At 69.8% G+C, this 18,281-nt stretch carries 19 protein-coding genes; 10 read left to right on the top strand and 9 right to left on the bottom strand.

Translation table 11 applies throughout. The annotated features are described in order from the left end of the window. Positions 1–144 precede the first annotated feature (144 nt). Positions 145–456 (bottom strand): phosphopantetheine-binding protein, encoded by a 312-nt coding sequence (locus tag ABZ780_RS09385; protein ID WP_357005349.1) that lies wholly within the window; start codon positions 454–456, stop codon positions 145–147. A gap of 191 nt (positions 457–647) precedes the next feature. On the opposite strand from ABZ780_RS09385, the gene ABZ780_RS09380 reads away from it, so the two are divergent. Further along, complete coding sequence (locus tag ABZ780_RS09380) at positions 648–1,256, top strand: phosphopantetheine-binding protein (RefSeq protein ID WP_357005352.1); 609 nt, start codon at positions 648–650, stop codon at positions 1,254–1,256. Between the two features lie 28 nt (positions 1,257–1,284). Here the strand turns inward: ABZ780_RS09380 and ABZ780_RS09375 are convergent, their stop codons facing one another. Together ABZ780_RS09375 and ABZ780_RS09370 are read right to left on the bottom strand one after the other, a co-directional pair. Then, positions 1,285–2,367, bottom strand: coding sequence for a hypothetical protein (locus ABZ780_RS09375; protein WP_357005354.1), 1,083 nt, complete (start codon positions 2,365–2,367; stop codon positions 1,285–1,287). Between the two features lie 640 nt (positions 2,368–3,007). Continuing rightward, positions 3,008–3,673, bottom strand: coding sequence for a TetR/AcrR family transcriptional regulator (locus ABZ780_RS09370; RefSeq protein ID WP_357485448.1), 666 nt, complete (start codon positions 3,671–3,673; stop codon positions 3,008–3,010). 109 nt (positions 3,674–3,782) lie between these two features. Between ABZ780_RS09370 and ABZ780_RS09365 the strand changes: the two genes are divergently transcribed. Then, on the top strand, positions 3,783–4,700 hold the full coding sequence (locus tag ABZ780_RS09365; protein ID WP_357005360.1) for an SDR family NAD(P)-dependent oxidoreductase: 918 nt from the start codon (positions 3,783–3,785) through the stop codon (positions 4,698–4,700). Positions 4,701–5,027: 327 nt separating this feature from the next. Here ABZ780_RS09365 and ABZ780_RS09360 read toward each other — a convergent pair whose 3' ends face one another. Beyond that, a complete protein-coding gene (locus ABZ780_RS09360) occupies positions 5,028–6,446 on the bottom strand; it encodes an FAD-binding oxidoreductase (protein ID WP_357485446.1) in 1,419 nt (472 codons plus the stop codon). Between the two features lie 541 nt (positions 6,447–6,987). Here ABZ780_RS09360 and ABZ780_RS09355 point away from each other — a divergent pair. From ABZ780_RS09355 to ABZ780_RS09320, 8 genes are read left to right on the top strand one after another with little or no spacing between them, the layout of a single operon-like run. Then, positions 6,988–8,031 (top strand): aromatic ring-hydroxylating dioxygenase subunit alpha, encoded by a 1,044-nt coding sequence (locus ABZ780_RS09355; RefSeq protein WP_357485445.1) that lies wholly within the window; start codon positions 6,988–6,990, stop codon positions 8,029–8,031. Further along, positions 8,028–8,246, top strand: a complete 219-nt coding sequence (locus ABZ780_RS09350) for a hypothetical protein (protein ID WP_357005370.1) — start codon at positions 8,028–8,030, stop codon at positions 8,244–8,246. Before ABZ780_RS09355 ends, ABZ780_RS09350 begins: the two co-directional genes overlap by 4 nt. Then, positions 8,243–9,196 carry a PDR/VanB family oxidoreductase gene (locus tag ABZ780_RS09345; RefSeq protein ID WP_357485443.1) on the top strand — a complete coding sequence of 318 codons (954 nt, stop codon included), beginning with the start codon at positions 8,243–8,245 and terminating at the stop codon, positions 9,194–9,196. Before ABZ780_RS09350 ends, ABZ780_RS09345 begins: the two co-directional genes overlap by 4 nt. Positions 9,197–9,226: 30 nt before the next feature. Continuing rightward, entirely contained in the window at positions 9,227–9,988 is a 762-nt protein-coding gene (locus tag ABZ780_RS09340; RefSeq protein ID WP_357005376.1) for an IclR family transcriptional regulator, read from the top strand. Between the two features lie 51 nt (positions 9,989–10,039). Then, positions 10,040–10,966 (top strand): SDR family NAD(P)-dependent oxidoreductase, encoded by a 927-nt coding sequence (locus tag ABZ780_RS09335; RefSeq protein ID WP_357005379.1) that lies wholly within the window; start codon positions 10,040–10,042, stop codon positions 10,964–10,966. 51 nt (positions 10,967–11,017) lie between these two features. After that, positions 11,018–11,920: an amidohydrolase family protein gene (locus ABZ780_RS09330; RefSeq protein WP_357005381.1), complete on the top strand. Its 903-nt coding sequence runs from the start codon at positions 11,018–11,020 to the stop codon at positions 11,918–11,920. Further along, positions 11,917–12,369 (top strand): MaoC family dehydratase, encoded by a 453-nt coding sequence (locus tag ABZ780_RS09325; RefSeq protein WP_357005383.1) that lies wholly within the window; start codon positions 11,917–11,919, stop codon positions 12,367–12,369. The genes ABZ780_RS09330 and ABZ780_RS09325 overlap by 4 nt, the downstream gene beginning before the upstream one ends. A 58-nt stretch (positions 12,370–12,427) precedes the next feature. After that, on the top strand, positions 12,428–13,951 hold the full coding sequence (locus ABZ780_RS09320; RefSeq protein ID WP_357005385.1) for a long-chain fatty acid--CoA ligase: 1,524 nt from the start codon (positions 12,428–12,430) through the stop codon (positions 13,949–13,951). On the opposite strand, the gene ABZ780_RS09315 is transcribed toward ABZ780_RS09320, so the two are convergent. The 5 genes from ABZ780_RS09315 to ABZ780_RS09295 all read right to left on the bottom strand — a co-directional run bounded on the left by ABZ780_RS09315 (position 13,875) and on the right by ABZ780_RS09295 (position 18,273). Next, the gene (locus tag ABZ780_RS09315; RefSeq protein WP_357005387.1) at positions 13,875–14,762 is read right to left on the bottom strand and encodes a PaaX family transcriptional regulator C-terminal domain-containing protein; all 888 of its coding nucleotides are present in this window, start codon (positions 14,760–14,762) and stop codon (positions 13,875–13,877) included. The two genes, ABZ780_RS09320 and ABZ780_RS09315, sit on opposite strands and share 77 nt — an antisense overlap. A 36-nt stretch (positions 14,763–14,798) precedes the next feature. Beyond that, positions 14,799–15,611 carry an ABC transporter ATP-binding protein gene (locus ABZ780_RS09310; protein WP_357485442.1) on the bottom strand — a complete coding sequence of 271 codons (813 nt, stop codon included), beginning with the start codon at positions 15,609–15,611 and terminating at the stop codon, positions 14,799–14,801. Further along, the gene (locus tag ABZ780_RS09305) at positions 15,604–16,428 is read right to left on the bottom strand and encodes an ABC transporter permease (RefSeq protein WP_357005395.1); all 825 of its coding nucleotides are present in this window, start codon (positions 16,426–16,428) and stop codon (positions 15,604–15,606) included. The genes ABZ780_RS09310 and ABZ780_RS09305 overlap by 8 nt, the downstream gene beginning before the upstream one ends. Then, a complete protein-coding gene (locus ABZ780_RS09300) occupies positions 16,425–17,225 on the bottom strand; it encodes an ABC transporter permease (protein WP_357005399.1) in 801 nt (266 codons plus the stop codon). Before ABZ780_RS09300 ends, ABZ780_RS09305 begins: the two co-directional genes overlap by 4 nt. A 73-nt stretch (positions 17,226–17,298) precedes the next feature. Further along, entirely contained in the window at positions 17,299–18,273 is a 975-nt protein-coding gene (locus ABZ780_RS09295) for an ABC transporter substrate-binding protein (protein WP_357005402.1), read from the bottom strand. Positions 18,274–18,281 lie beyond the last annotated feature (8 nt).

Here is an 18,281-nt window from a genome sequence, read left to right as displayed (position 1 = left end):
CGGTTTGGCAGGTTATAGATGGTCTTATTGCTGGAGTGTAATGGTCGGGGTTGGTGTGCCCCATGTCGGTACGGGTTGGCTACCCCGGCTTCGACCACGTCGCCACCGGGGCACCCGAGTCCCGGCTCCCACCGGACCCGTCGCTTACCTGCGCTTGATACGTGCGTCCTGTTCGGCGATGGGATAACCGGGCAGGGCCGAGGCCAGGGTCGCGACGGTCGGCCAGTCGAACAAGGCTCGCTCCGGCAGGTGCCGGCCCAGGGCGACGCACAATCTGGCCACGGCCTGCGTCGCGAGCACCGAGTGGCCGCCGAGGTCGAAGAAGTTGTCGTGCCGTCCGACCTCGTCAAGGTTCAGTACCTCGGCCCACACCTCGGCGATGACCCGCTCCGTAGTAGTGCTTGGCACGTCCTCCTCGACAAGCGATGACTGTGCGTAGCTGATCTCGTTCATCATGCATTACCCCCTGGGGCCGGCGACAACGTGCGTCGAATAGCGAACGGTCGCAGGCTCGCCACCCGTCGGCGTGAATTGTGGTCCGATTCGATCGGCGCGGGCAAGGGTAGGCGGGAAGAAGCAACGGCGGTCGACCTCTTCCGGAATTTCTGCCGATTCGTCTCTGCGACCACTCAAGCTTCCGTGGCACATTGGCGACTGTTGTCAATCCGCGCCGACGGCTCGGACTGCCGCCGTTACTGAAGGAGCGGTTGATGGTTGGCTTGGCAGAGCTCGCATCCACCCTGCGGGGGCATTCGGCCGTGCGTGATGCCCGGGCGACGACGATACGCCACGATGATCGGGACGCCACGATTGGCGTGGTCGAGTTCTCCCAGTACGTGAGTGGGCCGGAACTCCGAGGCTACGTGTGGGACCGGCTCGGTGCGTGCTGCGGATTGGACGGTGTGCTACTCGTCGACGCCATGCCGCTCGCCGGCGACGCGCTCGACACCGAATACATCCGGTCCGCCGTCATCGCCGGCACGTGCACCCTGTTCGAAGGTCCGGTCGACCGCATCGAAGAACGACTCCTGTCGATCTGGGCCGGCACCATGAACCTGAAGTGGATCGGCGTGCACGACGACTTCCTGGACCTCGGCGGCGACTCGATAGTGGCGGTCGAGATCCTTTCGAGGATCGAGGACGAGTTCGGTGAGGCGCTGGACGTCTACGACTTCATGAGCACCTACAGCATCCGAGGCGTCGCCGGCCTCCTGCGTGGACCCCGGGTAACGCCGGCGGCGTCGGCGGCGGCCTGAGGAGGGCCGCCGCCGACGCTGACCGGCGTCAGAGCCGGGAGGTGAAGGTGGCCAGGAAGCGGTGCGGGGTGACCACGCCAGCGTTGTCGAAGCAGATCACGTCAACGTCGGCGTTGGTGGTGTACGTCCAGGGTTGGGTGAGGTGGCAGTAGTTGCTGCCGCGGCCCTGTGCCACGACCTGGGCGTGCGTCTCCTTGATGCCGATCTGCGGGAACGTCGCCAGGTAGCGGCCGGCGGGCGCCAGCGATGCCACCGTGTTCGCACCGACACCGAGCACCGAGTTGTCGTTGGTCGGCCCGCCGACGGCGGTACCCAGGTAACCGAAGTACGACGGAGGACCGAGGGAGCCAATCACCGACCGCTGGCGGTGGTACGAGAGGACGAAGTCGGTGTTGACGAACGCGCCGGCCTGGTTGTAGCAGAAGACGTGCACCTGCACCTCGGTGCCGACCGGGTTCCAGGTGTCGACCTTGCATCGGGTGGGACTGGCGTTCGGTTGCACGGCGGTGACCTGCACGTTACCGGCGAGCAGCCCGGCAAGCCCCACGCCGGGTAGCCGCACCAGGTACTGCCCGACGCCCATCGGCCCGACCGTGTTCACCACGCCCGTGGAGTTGTACGACTGCACCACCCCGCCGGCCCACTGCACGTACGCGTGGGAGGTGGCGGCCGGCACCACGCCCGAGCTGGTCGTCCAGAGCACGGTGAACGGGGTGTCCTCGCGAGTGCCGCCGGGCTTGTGGCACTGCACGTCGACGATCTCGTCGGCGCCGGACTGGAACCAGCGAACCACCTCGCAGTAGTGCCCGCTCCGGTTCACCGGGGTCACGTGCGGCACGCCCCGCGAGCCGGTGCCCACCTGTGGGAAGCGGACCTGGAACCGGCCAGGCGCGAGCTTGATGCCGTCGGCCCAGGCGGCCGGGAATGCCGTCTTCCAGCTGCCCCACTGCCGGGTGGTGTCCAGCACGGTCCAGGCCGGAACGGTGGGGTCCTTGACGTAGGCGAACCCCCACCGGTCGGCGGTGGCCGCCGCGGCAGGTGCCGCCGGCGCGAGTGCGCTGGCGGCCAGTACGGCAGCCAGTGCTGCGGTGACGAACGATCGGAGACGCATGTGTTCCTCCACTCGACCGGAACATGTCGGGGAGGAGTATGCGAGGAGTGACCCCATGGTCACAATCGGCTACATCCGTGCCAGCGTCGGGTGGCCACCCCCGGCAACCGAGCCCGCACGTCGATGTGGACCAAGGCGTCGACCCGACTGGCGCAACCGATCAAAGCCTGCGTACCGCCCGGACTGTCGTCACCGACGGGCTCTGGGCCGGGGGTGGTATTGGCGCCACTTCCCCATGCCCGTTCCGAGGGCGGAAGACGGCGAAACGTCGGCATTGGCGCGTGGTGAACGACCGCTATCCCGGACGGCGGTCCTGCGCCGATCATTGCTCGAATCGATGTGAGTCAATCCCACCTCCGGGTGGAACGCCCGGGCGCGGAGGGTGAGAAATCGGCACCGGCAGTCGGGCGTACCGAACGGCCCGACTCCGCGTCCCCCGGAGGATCGCCATGCCCAGACCCGCCCTTCGCGCCCGGCTCGCGGCGTTCACCGCCGCCGTGAGCCCGCCCGGAAGGGGCGGCGGGAGTCACACGCTGGCCCTCCGGGGCGTGCGTAGCCCCATGGCCGGCGGGCAGGGCCCCGCGGGCGCTCCCGAACACGATCGTGGTGCCGGCGGTCCGGTCGATCGGGTCTCCACAGGTCAGCGGCGGGGTAGCACGCCCAGGAGGGTTGCGATCAGTGCCTGCCTCAAGTAGTCGCTCAACTCCAGGTGGAAGCGGGCCAGGTCGGGTTCGGCCTGGTAGGCCGCCTGCAGGCTGGGTGGGGGAGTGCCGTACGCCGACAGTGCGCCGGCCATGACCATGGTTTGCAGGCTGAACAGTGTGGCGTTCTCGCCCAGCTCCGGCAGGTACTTCTCGATCAGGGCGGTCATGGTTGTCAGGCGCTCCAGGGAGGCGCGCTTGTAGCGCGCTACGACCTCGACGGAGACGTTGTGTTCCAGGACGCTGCCCTGTGCGCCGAAGAGCTCGCACAGCACCGTTCGGTCAGACAGTGAGCGGCCGAGGATCTCGGCCACCGCTGTCGCCCGCTCGGCCATGGGCAGGTTCTCGTCGACGCCGGCGGCCAACTCCCCTGCCAGGTCCGTCAGCCACTCCTGTAGGAAGCGGTTCAGGAGTTCCAGCAGCACCGCCTCGCGAGACTCGAAGTAGCGCAGCACGTTCGGCTTCGCCAGGCCGACCCGGCGGCTGAGCTCGTTCAGGGTGACCGCGGCCACCGGCATCTCGTCGAGCATCGCCGACGCCACGTCGAGGATCGCCCGTCGACGGATCTCCCGCTGCTCTTCGGTCCGCGCCCGCTGGAAAGTCACGATCACCAGCCTAACTTAGGTACCTTCGGTACGTTGACAACGTACCGAAGGTACCTTAGCGTTGTCGGCACAAGATACCTTCGGTACTTTACCTAGTTGGGAGCCTGTCATGGCCGAGAAGTGGACGACGGCGAACATTCCGGACCAGCGCGGGCGGGTGGCCGTGGTGACCGGGGCCAACACCGGACTGGGGTACGAGACCGCCAAGGCACTCGCCGAGCGCGGGGCGTCAGTGGTGCTCGCCGTGCGCAACGTCGAGAAGGGCAAGCAGGCCGCAGCCCGCATGACCGGCGACGTGACAGTGCAGGCGCTGGACCTGACCTCACTCGACTCCGTCCGGACCGCGGCGGCCGCGCTGCGGTCCCGGCTCGACCGAATCGACCTGCTGATCAACAACGCCGGCGTGATGTACACCCCGAAGCAGACCACCCGGGACGGCTTCGAGATGCAGTTCGGCACCAACCACCTCGGCCACTTCGCGCTCACCGGGCTGCTGCTGGACCTCATGCTGCCGGTGCCCGGCTCACGCGTGGTGACGGTCAGCAGCACCGGCCACCGCATCCGCGCCGCGATCCACTTCGACGACCTGCAATTCGAGCAGTCGTACAGCCCGGTCCGCGCCTACGGCCAGTCCAAGCTGGCCAACCTGATGTTCACCTACGAACTGCAACGCCGACTCGCCACGCACGGCACGACCGTCGCGGTGGCCGCGCACCCCGGCATGTCCAGCACCGAACTCGCCCGCAACACCCCCGCAGCCCTCCGACTTCCGCTCACCTGGCTCGCGCCGCTGATCACCCAGACGCCGGCGATGGGCGCGCTGCCGACCCTGCGCGCCGCCACCGACCCCGCCGCGCTCGGCGGCCAGTACTACGGCCCCGGCGGACGCAACGAGATCATGGGCCACCCCCGGCTGGTCACCTCCAGCCCGCAGTCGTACGAGGTAGCCATCCAGCAACGGCTGTGGGCCGTCTCCGAAGACCTCACCAGGGTGACGTTCCCCTTCGCCCTGGCCTCCGTACGGTGACGTTCACTCACCCGTCCTGCGGGCGCCGGCCGATCCGGCCCGTGCCGCAGGACGGGGACGGGCTCGGCGCGGAGAGTGGTCCTCGCGCCGGGCGCCGGCATCGGGTGGGGTCAGCCGGCCGCGCGGGTGGCCGTCGCGAGGGGAAGAGGAAAATGTCCTCGCCGGGAACGAGCGGTCAGGCAAGCAAACACTCCCGTAGATGACTTGCGGAATGCCGTGCGTAGCAGGGCTATCCAGGTCAGGGGCGGCGACCGGGGCCGCATTGCGGCGAGGGGTGCTGAGTGGTCGCCGTGACTGCCTCTCAGCACCCTTCCGCCATGCCCGCCCCTACTCGTTCGAACCCGGGATGATGTTGTGGTTCACGCGAAAGATGTTGGTCGGGTCGGAGCGGCGCTTGATCGCAGCCAGCCGCTCGTACGTCTGCGGCGGGTAGGTCGCCTGAACCCCTTCCGCAGTGGCGTCGCTGGCGCCCAGGAAGTTCACGAACCGCCCGCCGGTGCTCCACGGCTGGATGGCCTGCAGCAGGCGGGTCAGGTAACCCTGGAACGCCTCGGCCTGGTCCGGGCCACCGATCGCGACGGTATAGAAGGTGAAGGCGGCGTCCCCCAGGTCGATCGCGTTCGTTGGCTCGGGACGGCGGCCGAGGGCCCCACCGAGGTGCCGGATCTCCAGCACGGTCAGCGGGCTGCCCGTGCCAGGGCCGGCCTGGGCGATGATCGTGTCGACCAGTTCCGGGGTGAACTCCCGTAGCAACGCCGAGCGGTCCACGAAGGGGATCGGGGTCGGCGGGTCGGCGTGGATCGATCCGACCGCGCTGTACGGCATGTCGGTCACCGAGTCGATCAGCGTCGGGGTGACCGCGCGCAGCGGGGCGATCAGCCGCTCGCCCTCCTCAGCCGCGCCGAGGTAGGCGATCCGTACGTGCGCCACCAGCCGGCCGCGGAGCGGCTCGGGTACCTCGGGGGTCGGTGGCAGCTGTAGCAGCGCGACCGACGAGGTCAGCTCGTCCGGCACGCCGGCGGTCCACCGTCCCCACGCCTTGAGCACCTCGGCGGCCTGCTCGCCCGGGAAGAAGAGGCCACCGCCGTAGAGCCGGCGCACCGGGAAGAGGGCGAACTCCAGCGCGGTGACCACCCCGAAGTTGCCCTTACCGCCGCGCAGCGCCCAGAACAGCTCCGGCTCGTCGGTCGCGGTCACCGTGCGGAGCTCGCCGTCCGCGGTGACGATCTCGATCAGGTGGACGTGGTCGGAGGCGAAGCCGAAGGTGCGGCCGATCGGGCCCAACCCACCGCCGAGCGTGTAGCTGACCGCGCCGACGGTCGGAGACGCTCCGTTGAGCGGCGCCAGCCCGTGCGCGGTCGCCGCGTCCACGACCTGCTGCCACCGTACGCCGGCCTCGACCCGGGCGGTACGCGCCTCGGCGTCGATGACCACCCCGTCCATCCGGCGGGTGGTGATCAGCAGCGCTCCGTCCGAGGGGAGCGCGGAGTGGCCGGTGGCGAGCACCCCGACCGGCAGGCCGTGCTCGGCGGCGAAGCGGACCGCGGCCTGGACGTCGGCGGCACCCGCGGCGCCCACCACGAGCGCCGGCTGCTGCGGGATCGCGAGGTTGTATGACGCGCACTCGGCGTCGTACCCGTCGTCGCCGGGCAGCAGCACGGGTCCCGCCGTCTGGGCGGCGAGCCGTGCCACGGCAGCCTCGGTGACCGGGGTGCGGCCCTGGGCTGGATTGTTGCGCGGATTCATCTATTCTTCGCCTTCCTCAAGGTCAGGACGCGTGTCCGTAACCGGATGTGATCGTGCGCCGATAGTGCGAAACTCGAGCCATCCTGAGAGCCTTTTCACACCCGTGAAGCGCCTGGCCAGGAGGGTCGACGCCCTGCCCAGCGGGCCAAGGTCAACCCGGAAACCGGCACGGACCGATGCTTGATTCAATAGGTTCGCGTCAATAGATTGAGGGCGGGCCCGCCCAGCCCACCGAGCACACCACGATGGTGGCCATGACCGACGCCGCCGACGGCAACCGGGACCTGCGGCTGGGCGGCCAGAACGGTGCCCTGCAGTGAAACCGCGCCTCCGACGACGCGACACTGCCCGAGCAGAGCCCGGCCGGGGGTGGCGCAGAGCCTCGCCATGGGCGCCAGCCGGATCGGCTGCTGACCCCCGCGACGAGACGCGGTGGCCGGACCGGCGCTCTTTCACCCAGTGAAAGCGCCGGTCCCGGCCGGGGGCAGCGCACGGGATGATGCGGCTTCATCGACGTACGTCCACGAGGAGGCCCGCTCTCATGGTGTTCGCCCGCAACCAGTGGTATGTGGCGGCCTACGGCAGCGAGGTCGGGCGGAACCTGCTCGCCCGCACGGTGCTCGGTGAGCCGCTGGTGCTGTATCGCACCGGTGCCGGCGAGGCGGTGGCGCTCGCCGACCGGTGCGTGCACCGGCGCTACCCCCTGTCGGAGAGCCGGCTCGACGGCGACACGATCGTCTGCGGCTACCACGGCTTCACCTACGATCCGACGGGAGCGTGTGTCTTCGTACCCGGTCAACAGCGGATCCCGCGGACCGCGCGGGTCGCCTCGTATCCGGTGGTGGAGCAGGATTCTCTGATCTGGGTCTGGATCGGTGACCGGGAGCGGGCCGAACCGGCGGCGATTCCCCGCGCCCCGTGGTTGGCCGACCCGCGGTACGCGGTGGTGCGGGGCATGGCGCCGCTGAACGCGCGATACGGCCTGCTCGTGGACAACCTGATGGACCTGTCCCACGAGACCTATCTGCACGGTGGCTACATCGGCACGCCGGAGGTGGCGAACACCCCGATCACCACCGAGGTGGACGACGACCGGGGCGTCGTCTACGTGAGTCGGCACATGGACGACGCCGAGTGCCCGCCGTTCTACGCGCGCTCGACCGGGATCCAGGGCCGGATCACCCGGTGGCAGGACATCGAGTACCACCCGCCCTGCCTCTACCTCCTGCACAGCCGGATCGCGCCGCAGGGCGTCCTCCCACCCGCCGAGGGCGAGGACAGCGAAGCGTTTCACGCCGAGATCGTGTACGCCATCACACCGTCGACCGAGCACACCACGTACGACTTCTGGGCGGTGGCGCGTGACTTCGCGATCGACGACGAGTCGGTCAGCGAGTACCTGCACCAGAGCAACCACACAGTGGTCATGCAGGACGTGACAGCGCTCAACATCCTGGAGCAGGTGATCGCGGCCGAGCCGGACCGGTACCAGGAGTTGAGCATCAACATCGACACCGGTGGCCTGGCCGCGCGGCGGTTGCTGGCCCGGATGGTCGGGTCGGGGACGGTGGGAGCGACGCGGTGAGTTTTCGCGCAGGTGTGCTCACCGGGGACCGGGTCTACCGGATCCACTGGGTGCCGGGCAGCGACACCCTGCGGGGGATCTGCCACTGCGGCGCCGAGCGCGTCGCCGAGGAACCTGTCGAGTTGTGGGAGTGGTTGCTCGCCCACCCGGAGGGCCACCGGGCGGCGGCCGTGCCGGTGCCCGGCCCGCCGAGCCGGCTGGCGGTGCGAGCGTGACCGACGATCTGGCCGGGGCGGAGTTGGTGGTCGCCAGCCGGGACCAGGTGGCCGCGGAGGTGGTGGAGATCGGCCTGTGCCGTCCGGGCGGCGGTGACCTGCCCGAGTGGACGCCGGGCGCGCACGTCGACCTGGACCTCGGCGCCGGGCTGGTACGCCAGTACTCCCTCTGTGGCGATCCGGCTGACCGGGCCGCCCTGCGCATCGCGGTGCAGCGTGAGCCCGCCGGGCGTGGCGGCTCACGGCTGGTGCACGAGCGGCTCACCGTCGGCGCGAGCGTCCGGGTGCGCGGGCCTCGCAACAACTTTCCGCTTGTCACGGCGCGGCGTTACCTCTTCGTGGCCGGCGGAATCGGCATCACGCCGATCAGACCCATGGTCGCCGCCGCCGACGCCACTGGCGCCGACTGGAAGCTGGTGTACGGGGGACGCAGCCGCGCCACGATGGCCTTCGCCGCAGCCCTGCGGGAGAAGTACGGCGACCGGGTGAGCCTGCACCCGCAGGACGAGTGCGGGTTGCTCGACCTGGCCGGGTTGCTCGGCCGGCCCGACACCGGGCTCGTCTACTGCTGTGGGCCGGAGCCACTGGTCAGGGCGGTGGAGGAGCACTGTCGCGGCTGGCCGCCCGGCTGCCTGCACGTCGAGCGCTTCACCCCGCTGGATGACGCCGTTGGCGGGGAGGAGACGGCGATCGAGGTCGAGCTCGCGCTCTCCGGGCGGACGGTGACGGTGCCGCCGGGCACACCGATCCTTCAGGCGGTGGAGGAGGCCGGGGTGCAGGTCCTCTCGTCCTGCCGGGAGGGCACCTGCGGCACCTGTGAGACTCCGGTGCTCGCCGGCACTCCGGAGCATCGCGACAGCCTGCTCACCGAACAGGAGCGGGCCGCCGGTGACACGATGATGATCTGCGTCTCCCGGGCCCGTACGCCCCGGCTCGTACTGGAGCTGTGACCGGCCGGCGCGGGCGGGGATGATGGCGAGATGCGGGCGCAACCGGGGCGGTCGGTGACCAGCAAGGTGCTGGCGTTGCTCGGCGCGTTCGACCCCGCGAGCGCGGCGCTGACCCTGAGCGAGCTGGCTCGTCGCACGGGGTTGCCGCTGTCCACTGTGCACCGCCGGGCTGCCGAGCTCGTCGAGTGGGGGGCGCTGGAGCGCGGCGACGACGGGCGTTACCGGATCGGTCTGCGGTTGTGGGAGGTGGGCTCGCTCGCCCCGCGCGGTCTGGGGCTGCGGGAGCTGGCCCTTCCGGTCATGGAGGACCTGTACGAGGTGACTCACGAGAACGTCCAGCTCGCCGTCCGGCAGGATCTTGAACTCGTCTTCATCGAACGGATCGCCGGACGGCACGCCGTACCCGTGCTCACCCGCGTCGGCGGCCGATTCGCGCTGCACGCCACAGGCGTCGGGTTGGTTCTGCTCGCGCACGCGCCCGTGGACGTGCAGGAGCAGGTGCTGTCCGCGCCGCTGGAGCGGTACACCGACCTGACCATCACCGACCCGGGGCGGCTGCGTCGCTGCCTCGCCGAGGTGCGGCGGGCCGGGTACGCGGTCAGCGATCGTCAGGTCACCATGGACGCCCTCTCGGTCGCCGCTCCGATCCGCGCGCCGGAGGGTGTGGTGGCGGCGATCTCACTGGTGGTCGCCCATGACCGGGCTGACCCGGTGGCGCTGGCCCCGCTGGTCCAGGCTGCGGGCCGGGTGCTCTCGCGGACGCTGGGCAGCTCGGGCGCGGGTCTGGTGTAGACATACTGCAAATCGTTGACGCCCGATCAAATTCTGCATAACGTTGCCCCCATGTCACTTGCCGGCAAAGTCGCCATCGTCACCGGTTCCGGGCGGGGTCTCGGCCTCGCCTACGCCCAGGAGCTGGCGCGGCGGGGCGCGTCCGTCGTGGTCAACGACATCGACGCCGAGGTCACCACGGACGCCGTGGAGGCGATCCAGGCATCCGGCGGCCGAGCCGTCGCCGTTGTCGCACCGGTCGGCCCGACCGAGACCGCGAAGGCACTCGTCAGCACGGCGGTCGAGCACTTCGGGCGGCTGGACATCCTCGTCACCAACGCCGGCGTCCTCCGCGACACCGTGCTGTGGAAGATGAGTGACGACGACTTCGACACTGTCATCAACGTGCACCTGCGCGGCACCTTCACGACCGTGCGCGAGGCGGTGCAACACATGCGGCAGGTCGGCGAGGGCGGCCGGATCATCTGCATCGGGTCACCCACGGGACAGCGGGGCAACTTCGGCCAGACCAACTACGCCGCCGCCAAGGCGGGCATCGTCGGCATGGTCCGCACCTGGGCGCTTGAGCTCAAGCGGGCGGGCATCACCGCCAACGCGGTCGTCCCGGTCGCCGCGACCGCGATGACCGCCACCGTCCCCTACTTCGCCGCAGCGGTGCGGGCCGAGGCCAACGGTGAGCCGATGCCCTCCTTCTTCCGGCACGAGCTCGGGTTCGGCACGGCGGACGACGTGGCCGGGCTGATCGCGTTCCTCGGCTCCGACGCGGCGGCGTCGGTGACCGGGCAGGTGATCGGTGTGGGAGGCGACCGCCTCCAGATCTGGACCCACCCGGAGCCGGCGCTCTCCGCCCACCGCGAGGGCGGCTGGACCTACGAGGCGCTGGAGGACGCCTGGCCGACGACGTTCGCCGGGGCCACGCAGAGCGTCGGTGAACACTTCCCCGAACTCCCCGAGGAGTTCAAGCCCGCGACCGACTGACCCGCCCGACGAGGCCGCGCGACGAGGCCCGCCCGACGAAGGTTGCCGCCCATGTACCAGCCCGCGATCGACCTCGACACCGTCACGGCGATCGACATGCACGTGCACATCGAGGTCGACGACCACGGTCACGCCTCACTGCCCGAGCCGCTCGTGGCAGCCGTATCGACGTACTTCCGGACGGACGGGCCACGACCTGCCGTCGACGCGGTGGCGCAGTACTACCGCGAGCGCACCATGGCCGCCGTCGTCTTCACCGTGGACGCGCGTACGCAACTGAGGCACCAGCCGCTGTCCAGCGCCGACATCGCCCGCGCGGCAGCCGAGCACGCCGACGTGCTCATCCCCTTCGGGTCAGTCGACCCACGCACCGGCGAAGCGGCCCTCGAACTCGCCACCCGACTGATCGAGGAAGAGGGCGTACGCGGCTTCAAGTTCCACCCCACCGTGCAGGGCTTCGATCCCAGCCACGACGAGTACGCGCCGCTGTGGAGCCTCCTTGAGCGGGCGGGCGTTCCGGCGCTCTTCCACACCGGGCAGACCGGCATCGGGGCGGGTACACCTGGCGGCTACGGCCTGCGGCTCGGTCTGTCGAACCCGATGTTGCTCGACCCGATCGCGGCGGACTTCCCCGACCTGCAGATCATCATGGCCCACCCGTCGGTGCCCTGGCAGGACGAGGCCCTGTCGGTGGCCACGCACAAGCACAACACGTGGATCGACCTGTCCGGCTGGAGCCCGAAGTACTTCCCGGCCGAGCTGGTGCGTTACGCCAACTCCGTGCTGAAGCGACGGGTGCTCTTCGGCACCGACTACCCACTGCTCACCCCCGACCGGTGGCTGCGCGACGTGGCAACCACCGACCTCAAGCCGGACGTGCTCCCGGGCATCCTGAAGGACAACGCGGCCCGGTTGCTGGGTCTTGCCCGGGAACGACGAGAGGAAGCGCCATGACGACGACCATCACCTACGACCAACTCGCCCACCTCGCCGGCACCGATCTCGGCCACAGCGCGTACCGGACGGTCACCCAGGACCAGGTGAACCTGTTCGCCGATGCCACCGACGACCACCAGTGGATCCACGTCGACCCCGAGCGGGCGAAGTCCGGGCCGTTCGGCGCACCGATCGCCCATGGTTTCCTCACCCTCTCGCTGGCCGTGCCGTTCTGGACCGAGCTGCTCGAGGTCAAGGGCGTGTCCACGAAGGTGAACTACGGCCTGGACAAGGTGCGCTTCCCCGCGCCGGTCGTGGTCGGGTCGCGGGTGCGTATGCAGGCGACCATCGTGGAGGTCGTCGAGGTTCGCGGCGGCTACCAGTTGGTCGTCGACCAGACGATCGAGATCGAGGGCGGCAGCAAGCCCGCCGTCGTCGCGCGGGGGCTCTACCGCTTCTACGCCTGAGCCCGGGGCGTCCACCGAGCCGGGTGAGCACACCACCTTCACCACCAGGAGGTTGTTGATGCACCAGCACGGAATCGGCGCCTGGATGGCCAAGCGCCGCCTCAAGTCCCCGGACAAGGTCGCCCTCATCCACGGCGAGGGGGCGACCATGACGTACGGACAGTTCGCCGACGGCGTGGACCGCATCTCGGCTGTGCTCCGGGAGTGGGGCGTCGGCAAGGGTGACGCCGTCGCCTACCTCGGTGAGAACAGCCCGGACCTCCTCCAGACGATGTTCGGGGCCGCGCAGATCGGGGCCGTCTTCGTCCCGGTCAACACCCGGCTGGCACCACCGGAGATCGCCTACATCCTCGGCGACTGCGGCGCGCGGGTGCTGATCCACGACCCGGACTTCCTGGTGCCGGTGGCCTCCGCCGCGCCGGCCGCCCGGACCCCGCACGTCGTCGTCACCGGCGAGGGCGCCGCAACCAGCCCGGGGCTCGCCGCGCTGGCGCGGGCCGCTGACGGGTTCACCGGTCATGCCGTCACCACCCACCGGGATCCGGCGGCCATCGTCTACACCTCGGGCACGACCGGCAGGGCCAAGGGGGCCGTGCTGACCCATGGCAACCTCACCTGGGTCGCGCTCAACTGCGTGGTCGACTACGACGTCGTCTCGACCGACGTCGCGCTCATGATCTCGCCGCTGTTCCATGTCGCCTCGCTCGGCATGGGCGCCCTCCCCGTCATCCTCAAGGGCGCCACCATGGTCCTGGAGAAGAACTTCGAGCCGGGCCACGCGCTCGCGCAGATCGAGCGGCACGGTGTCACCATGCTCAGCGGCGTGCCGACCACCTACCAGCTGATCGCCGACCATCCCGCCTGGGCCCGCACCGACCTGTCGACGCTGGCCAAGCTCACCTGCGGAGGTTCGGCGGTGCCGGCCCGCATCCTCAACGCGTACGAGGCGCGGGGCCTGTCGTTCTCACAGGGTTACGGCATGACCGAGGCCGCGCCGGGTGCGACCGCGCTGCCACCGGCGATGACCCGCGCCAAGCAGGGCAGCGTCGGTCTGCCGCACTTCTTCACCGACGTGCGGATCACCGACGGCGCCGGTGCCGTGGTGCCCACCGGCGTCGTGGGCGAGATCGAGATAGCCGGGCCCAACGTCTTCCCCGGCTACCACGGGCTCCCGGAGGCGACCGCCGAGGCGTTCACCGCCGACGGGTGGTTCCGCTCCGGCGACCTGGGCCACCTGGACGACGACGGTTACCTCTACATCTCCGGCCGACTCAAGGACATGATCATATCGGGGGGCGAGAACATCTACCCGGCCGAACTCGAACACCTGCTCGGCGAGATCGACGGGGTCACCTCGGCGGCGGTCATCGGCGTGCCGGACGACCGCTGGGGGGAGGTGCCGTGGGCGATCGTCACCGTACGGGAGGGGGTGTCCGTGGACACCGACGCCGTGCGGGCGTGTCTCGACGGCAGGATCGCGCGCTACAAGCTGCCGAAGAACGTCGTCATCGTGGACGAGTTGCCGCGGACCGCGTCGGGGAAGGTGCGGAAGGCTGACCTGAGGGCCCGCTTCGGCGCCTAGCCGTCGGACGGGCGGCGACGAGCTCGGCGAACTCCGCGGTGGACGCCTCGGCCAGCCTGTCGTGCATCCGGCGGTAGGTCTCCGCCGAGCGGGTGGCCGGCCACTGCGCGTCCATGAACTCGGCCGGCAGCCTCGGGTCTTCGCGCAGCAGCGCCAGCCAGTCGGCCACCAGCATCGTCCGCACGGTCAGAGCGCTCGGTGCCATGGTCGCGGCGGCCGGGTCGTCCCACACCTCGATGAACGCGAGGTGCGCGCGCCGGATCGCCTCGATGTCCCAGGCGGCGCGCACGCTCTCGGCGATCGGGAACCCGGCGAGTTCGCGGGCGTGGAAGGCGACCACGGCGTTGGGCGCGAGATCCTGCTGTAGCGGCTCCAGCGACCCGGCGAGGTCGATCTCTCCGGGTGCCAGCCAGAGCCCGTCGCGCAGCGGCGCGAAACCCTCCCAGGTGAGGATCGAGCGCAGCCGGTGCCGCAGCATCCGCTGGCCCTCCGGGATCGAGAAGGTGACAAGGGTCCACCCGCTGCCCTGGGGGTCGAACGGCCGTGGGCCACGGACGCGGTCCGTCGCCTCACGGAGCACCGCGGCCCCGTGCTCGGTCAGCGAGAACAGGGTCTCCCGGCCACTCCTGGTGCGCGCGAGGATGCCGCTGTGCACGAGACGGTCGAGGGTCGCACGGGTCGCCGGTGCGGCGACGTCGGCGCCCTCCAGCACGCTGATCAGGGCGCTCGCCCGGATCGGCCCCGTGGCGTTGTCGACAACATGCTCGCCGAAGAAGGCGAGCAGCAGTTGTTTCGGCTGACGACTACCCACGGCCCTCCCTCCGACGAACCCGTTGTCCCGGCGCGATCACGACGTGGCCCCCGGCGCCATAGCCTGCCCGCGCTTGGCCCGCTGGATCTGGTCGTAGACGTGCGTCCGCAGTTGCGTGAAACGGGGTAGGGCGCGGGTGGTGATCTGATCGCGCTCCGGCGGCAGATCGACCGCGAGATCCTCTTGGATCCAGGTCGGCGACTTGGACAATACTAGAACGCGCTGACCGAGATACACCGACTCGTCAATGTCGTGCGTGACGAAGAGGATCGATATCTCGCGGCTCGTGTGCAGCTCGCGCACCAGATCCTCCAGGTCCGCCCGGGTCTGCGCGTCCACCGCGGCGAACGGTTCGTCCATGATCAGAATCTCCGGCTGGTACGCGAGGGCCCGGGCGATCGCTACGCGCTGCTGCATCCCGCCGGAGAGCTGCCACGGGTGGCTTCGCGCGGCGTGCGCCAGGCCCACCGCGTCGAGGGCGTCGACGACCAGTTGGTTGCGCTGCGCGCGGGGGAGCTTCTTGTGTCGCAGCGGAAGCTCGACGTTGCCGCGCACCGTCAGCCACGGGTAGAGGCTGCGACCGTACTCCTGGAACACGACGGCCATGGCGGGGCTCGGCCCGGTCACCGGTGAGCCGTCCATCTCGACCACGCCACTTGTCGGCCGCAGCAGGCCGGCGAGGCACTTCAACAGGGTGGTCTTGCCGCACCCGGACGGCCCGACGATGCAGACGAGTTGACCGGCGTCCATCGTGAAGCTGATGTCCCCGATCGCCTCGACGTCGCCGGTCGTCGACTCGTAGACCTTTCGCAGGTGCTCCACCCGCAGCAGGGTGCTCCGATCAGGCACGGTTGACCTCCCTGATTCCGTGGTACCAGCGCAGGACGCGCCGTTCGACGAGACCGAAAACTACGGCGAGCAGGATGCCGACGAGGCCGAGCAGGAGGATGCCGCTCCACATCTCGGCGATGAGGTAGTTGCGCTGGAAGTAGGCGATCCGGTAACCGAGCCCGGAGGACGACGCGAACATCTCGGAGATGACCATCAGGATGAGCGCGACCGAGAGGGCCTGGCGGACCCCGGCCATGATGCGCGGGCTGGCGGCCGGGAGCACGAGGAACCAGAGCCGCTCCCACCAGGTGACCCGGAACGAGTCCGCGGTCTCCTTCATGACGCTGTCCGTGGCCCGGACGCCCTCGATCGTGTTCAACAGGATCGGCCAGACCGCGCCGGAGACGATGACGACCACCTTCATGGTGTCCGTGATGCCCAGCAGGAGCATGGCCACGGGGATCAGCACCGGCGGCGGGATCGCCCGGATGAACTCCAGGAGCGGTTCGAGGAGTTCGCGCAACCAGTGGGCCAGGCCGATGACGGTGCCGGCGGCGATGCCGAGCACGATCGACGCGGCGACGCCGAGGCCGAGGCGGGCGAGGCTCGGCAGCACGTCCTCGACGAACGCGGGGCCTACCCACGTGTCCAGGAACGCTCGGGAGATCGTCAACGGGTCGGGAAAGAACCCGCTCGTCGCCCTCGTCGACGCCAGCCCCCAGATCACCAGGAGCAGCATCGGCAGCCCGAACGCGTTGAGCAGGCTCACCACGAGGCGGGATCCGACGGTGCGGCCGCGCGGCGTGGCGGCGATCCGACCGGTGTACGCGGTCACAGCGCCTCCTCCCCTCGTACGGACTGGTGCCACGACAGCACCCGACGCTCGACGAACCGGAAGACGAGATTCACCAGCAGCCCGAGCAGGCCGGTGACCACGACGAGGGCGTAGAGGCCGGTGGCGTCTCCGGCGGACCGGGACAGCTCGATCATGCGCCCGAGGCCGGGGTTGCCGATCACCATCTCGGCGGTGATGGCGAGGATGAGCGCGACCGCCGCCGCGAGCCGCAGGCCCGTCATGAGGTACGGCAGGGTGGTCGGCAGCACGAGGTGCGTCAACTGTTCGCGCCGGGTCAGGCCGAAACTGCGAGCGGTGTCCCGGGCGACCGCGTCGACGTCGGCGACGCCGTAGATCACCTGCACGAACACCTGCCAGAACGACGCGTAGATGATGATGACGAGGGCGGCACGCATCTGGATGCCGAACATCAGGACGGCGAGCGGAATGAGGGCGACCGACGGGATCGGTCGCAGGAACTCGACCATCGTGTGGGTCGCGCGCCGCAGGGGCGGCACCAGCCCGACGACCGTGCCGAGGACGACCGCGGCGATCGTCGCCACCGTCAGGCCGATCGCCCAGGACGTCATGGTGCTGCCCAGCCGCCGCCAGAAGGCGAGGTCGACGACCTGCTCGACCAGTCGCGCCAGCACGTCGGTCACGTACGGCAGGTAGTCCGGGTTGATCAGACCCAGCGTCGGGATCATCTGCCAGACGACGAGGAACCCGGCCAGGCCGGCGACGCCCAGAAACGCCTTGCGTAACGCGCGCAGGCGTCGGGCGGAATGGACGCGCATGTCACCTCCGTTGTCGCGCGACCGGCGACGCCCTCCCCGGCCCGGGGAGTCGGGGAGGGCGGGAGCGCGCTGGTTACTGCTGTTGGATGAGGCGGTCGAAGTTGGGTTGCTGGTCGAGCACCTTGTACTTCTGCGCGAGTTCGGTGAGCGTCTGCAGGCTCGTGCGGTCGATCTCCCAACCGAACTCCGGGAGTTTCACCGACTCGGCCACCGGCGGCGGCAGCTGAAGATTGTCCTTGATGGCCTGTCGGACGGCCGCCTCGTTGGCGGGGTCCTTGGCCCACTCCAGGGTCTTCTTCATCGCCGCCGAGAAGTCCTCGACCAGTTTGGCGTCCTTCTCGGTCCGTTCCTTGGTGGTGATCGTGGTGAGGGTGGCCAGACCGGGCACGACCGCCTGGTAGGGCGCGACGACGAAGGTGTCACCGCGGCTCTTCAGTTGCGTGACGAAGGGCTCGGGCACCCAGGCGGCGTCGATGTTGCCCGCCTCCAGTTGGGCCGGGGCGTCCGGGAAGGCGACCTCCACGAATTTGATCTTCGTTGGGTCGCCGCCGTCCTTCTCGACCGCCGCCATGATCGTCACATCGCCGGCGGCACCGAGGCTGTTGACCGCGACCCGCTTGCCCGCCAGGTCGGCCGGCCGCTTGATGCCGGACTTCGCCGAGGCCACCACGGCGTTGATGTCGTCGCCGGTGGCGTAGGAGGAGGCGTAGTTGCCGATGATGACGACGCCGAGGTTGCGCAGGTCGGCCCGGAACGGGCCGAAGGGCTGGCCGATCGCGAAGTCGATGTCGCCGTTCAGCAGGGCGGGGATGGACTGCGCGCCACCCTGGGCGGGCAGCACCTCGACCTGGAGCCCGCGCTCGGCGAAGATGCCCGCCTTGATGCCGCCCCACAGCGCGGCGGTCTCGGTGATGGGCAGCGCGGCGACCCGTACCTTGCGCAGTTCGCCAGAGGTCTGTTCGGACGGGTTGGACGCGTCGGAGTCGGTACATCCGGTGAGGGCGATCGCGGTAGCGGCGATCAGCCCGAGAGCCAGAACCTTCTTCATTGACGAGG

Origin of the sequence: Micromonospora sp. NPDC047467 (assembly GCF_040643095.1) — a bacterium.
Taxonomy (GTDB): domain Bacteria; phylum Actinomycetota; class Actinomycetes; order Mycobacteriales; family Micromonosporaceae; genus Micromonospora.
Note: the sequence above shows the minus strand (reverse complement) of the source record. Positions and strands in the feature narration are given on the sequence as shown.

Bases quoted from the DNA above. Each gene is read 5' to 3' on its own strand.
- ABZ780_RS09385 (WP_357005349.1), bottom strand. From the start codon at position 456: ATGATGAACGAGATCAGCTACGCACAGTCATCGCTTGTCGAGGAGGAC.
- ABZ780_RS09375 (WP_357005354.1), bottom strand. From the start codon at position 2,367: ATGCGTCTCCGATCGTTCGTCACCGCAGCACTGGCTGCCGTACTGGCC.
- ABZ780_RS09365 (WP_357005360.1), top strand. From the start codon at position 3,783: ATGGCCGAGAAGTGGACGACGGCGAACATTCCGGACCAGCGCGGGCGG.
- ABZ780_RS09360 (WP_357485446.1), bottom strand. From the start codon at position 6,446: ATGAATCCGCGCAACAATCCAGCCCAGGGCCGCACCCCGGTCACCGAG.
- ABZ780_RS09355 (WP_357485445.1), top strand. From the start codon at position 6,988: ATGGTGTTCGCCCGCAACCAGTGGTATGTGGCGGCCTACGGCAGCGAG.
- ABZ780_RS09340 (WP_357005376.1), top strand. From the start codon at position 9,227: ATGCGGGCGCAACCGGGGCGGTCGGTGACCAGCAAGGTGCTGGCGTTG.
- ABZ780_RS09335 (WP_357005379.1), top strand. From the start codon at position 10,040: ATGTCACTTGCCGGCAAAGTCGCCATCGTCACCGGTTCCGGGCGGGGT.
- ABZ780_RS09330 (WP_357005381.1), top strand. From the start codon at position 11,018: ATGTACCAGCCCGCGATCGACCTCGACACCGTCACGGCGATCGACATG.
- ABZ780_RS09325 (WP_357005383.1), top strand. From the start codon at position 11,917: ATGACGACGACCATCACCTACGACCAACTCGCCCACCTCGCCGGCACC.
- ABZ780_RS09320 (WP_357005385.1), top strand. From the start codon at position 12,428: ATGCACCAGCACGGAATCGGCGCCTGGATGGCCAAGCGCCGCCTCAAG.
- ABZ780_RS09300 (WP_357005399.1), bottom strand. From the start codon at position 17,225: ATGCGCGTCCATTCCGCCCGACGCCTGCGCGCGTTACGCAAGGCGTTT.
- ABZ780_RS09295 (WP_357005402.1), bottom strand. From the start codon at position 18,273: ATGAAGAAGGTTCTGGCTCTCGGGCTGATCGCCGCTACCGCGATCGCC.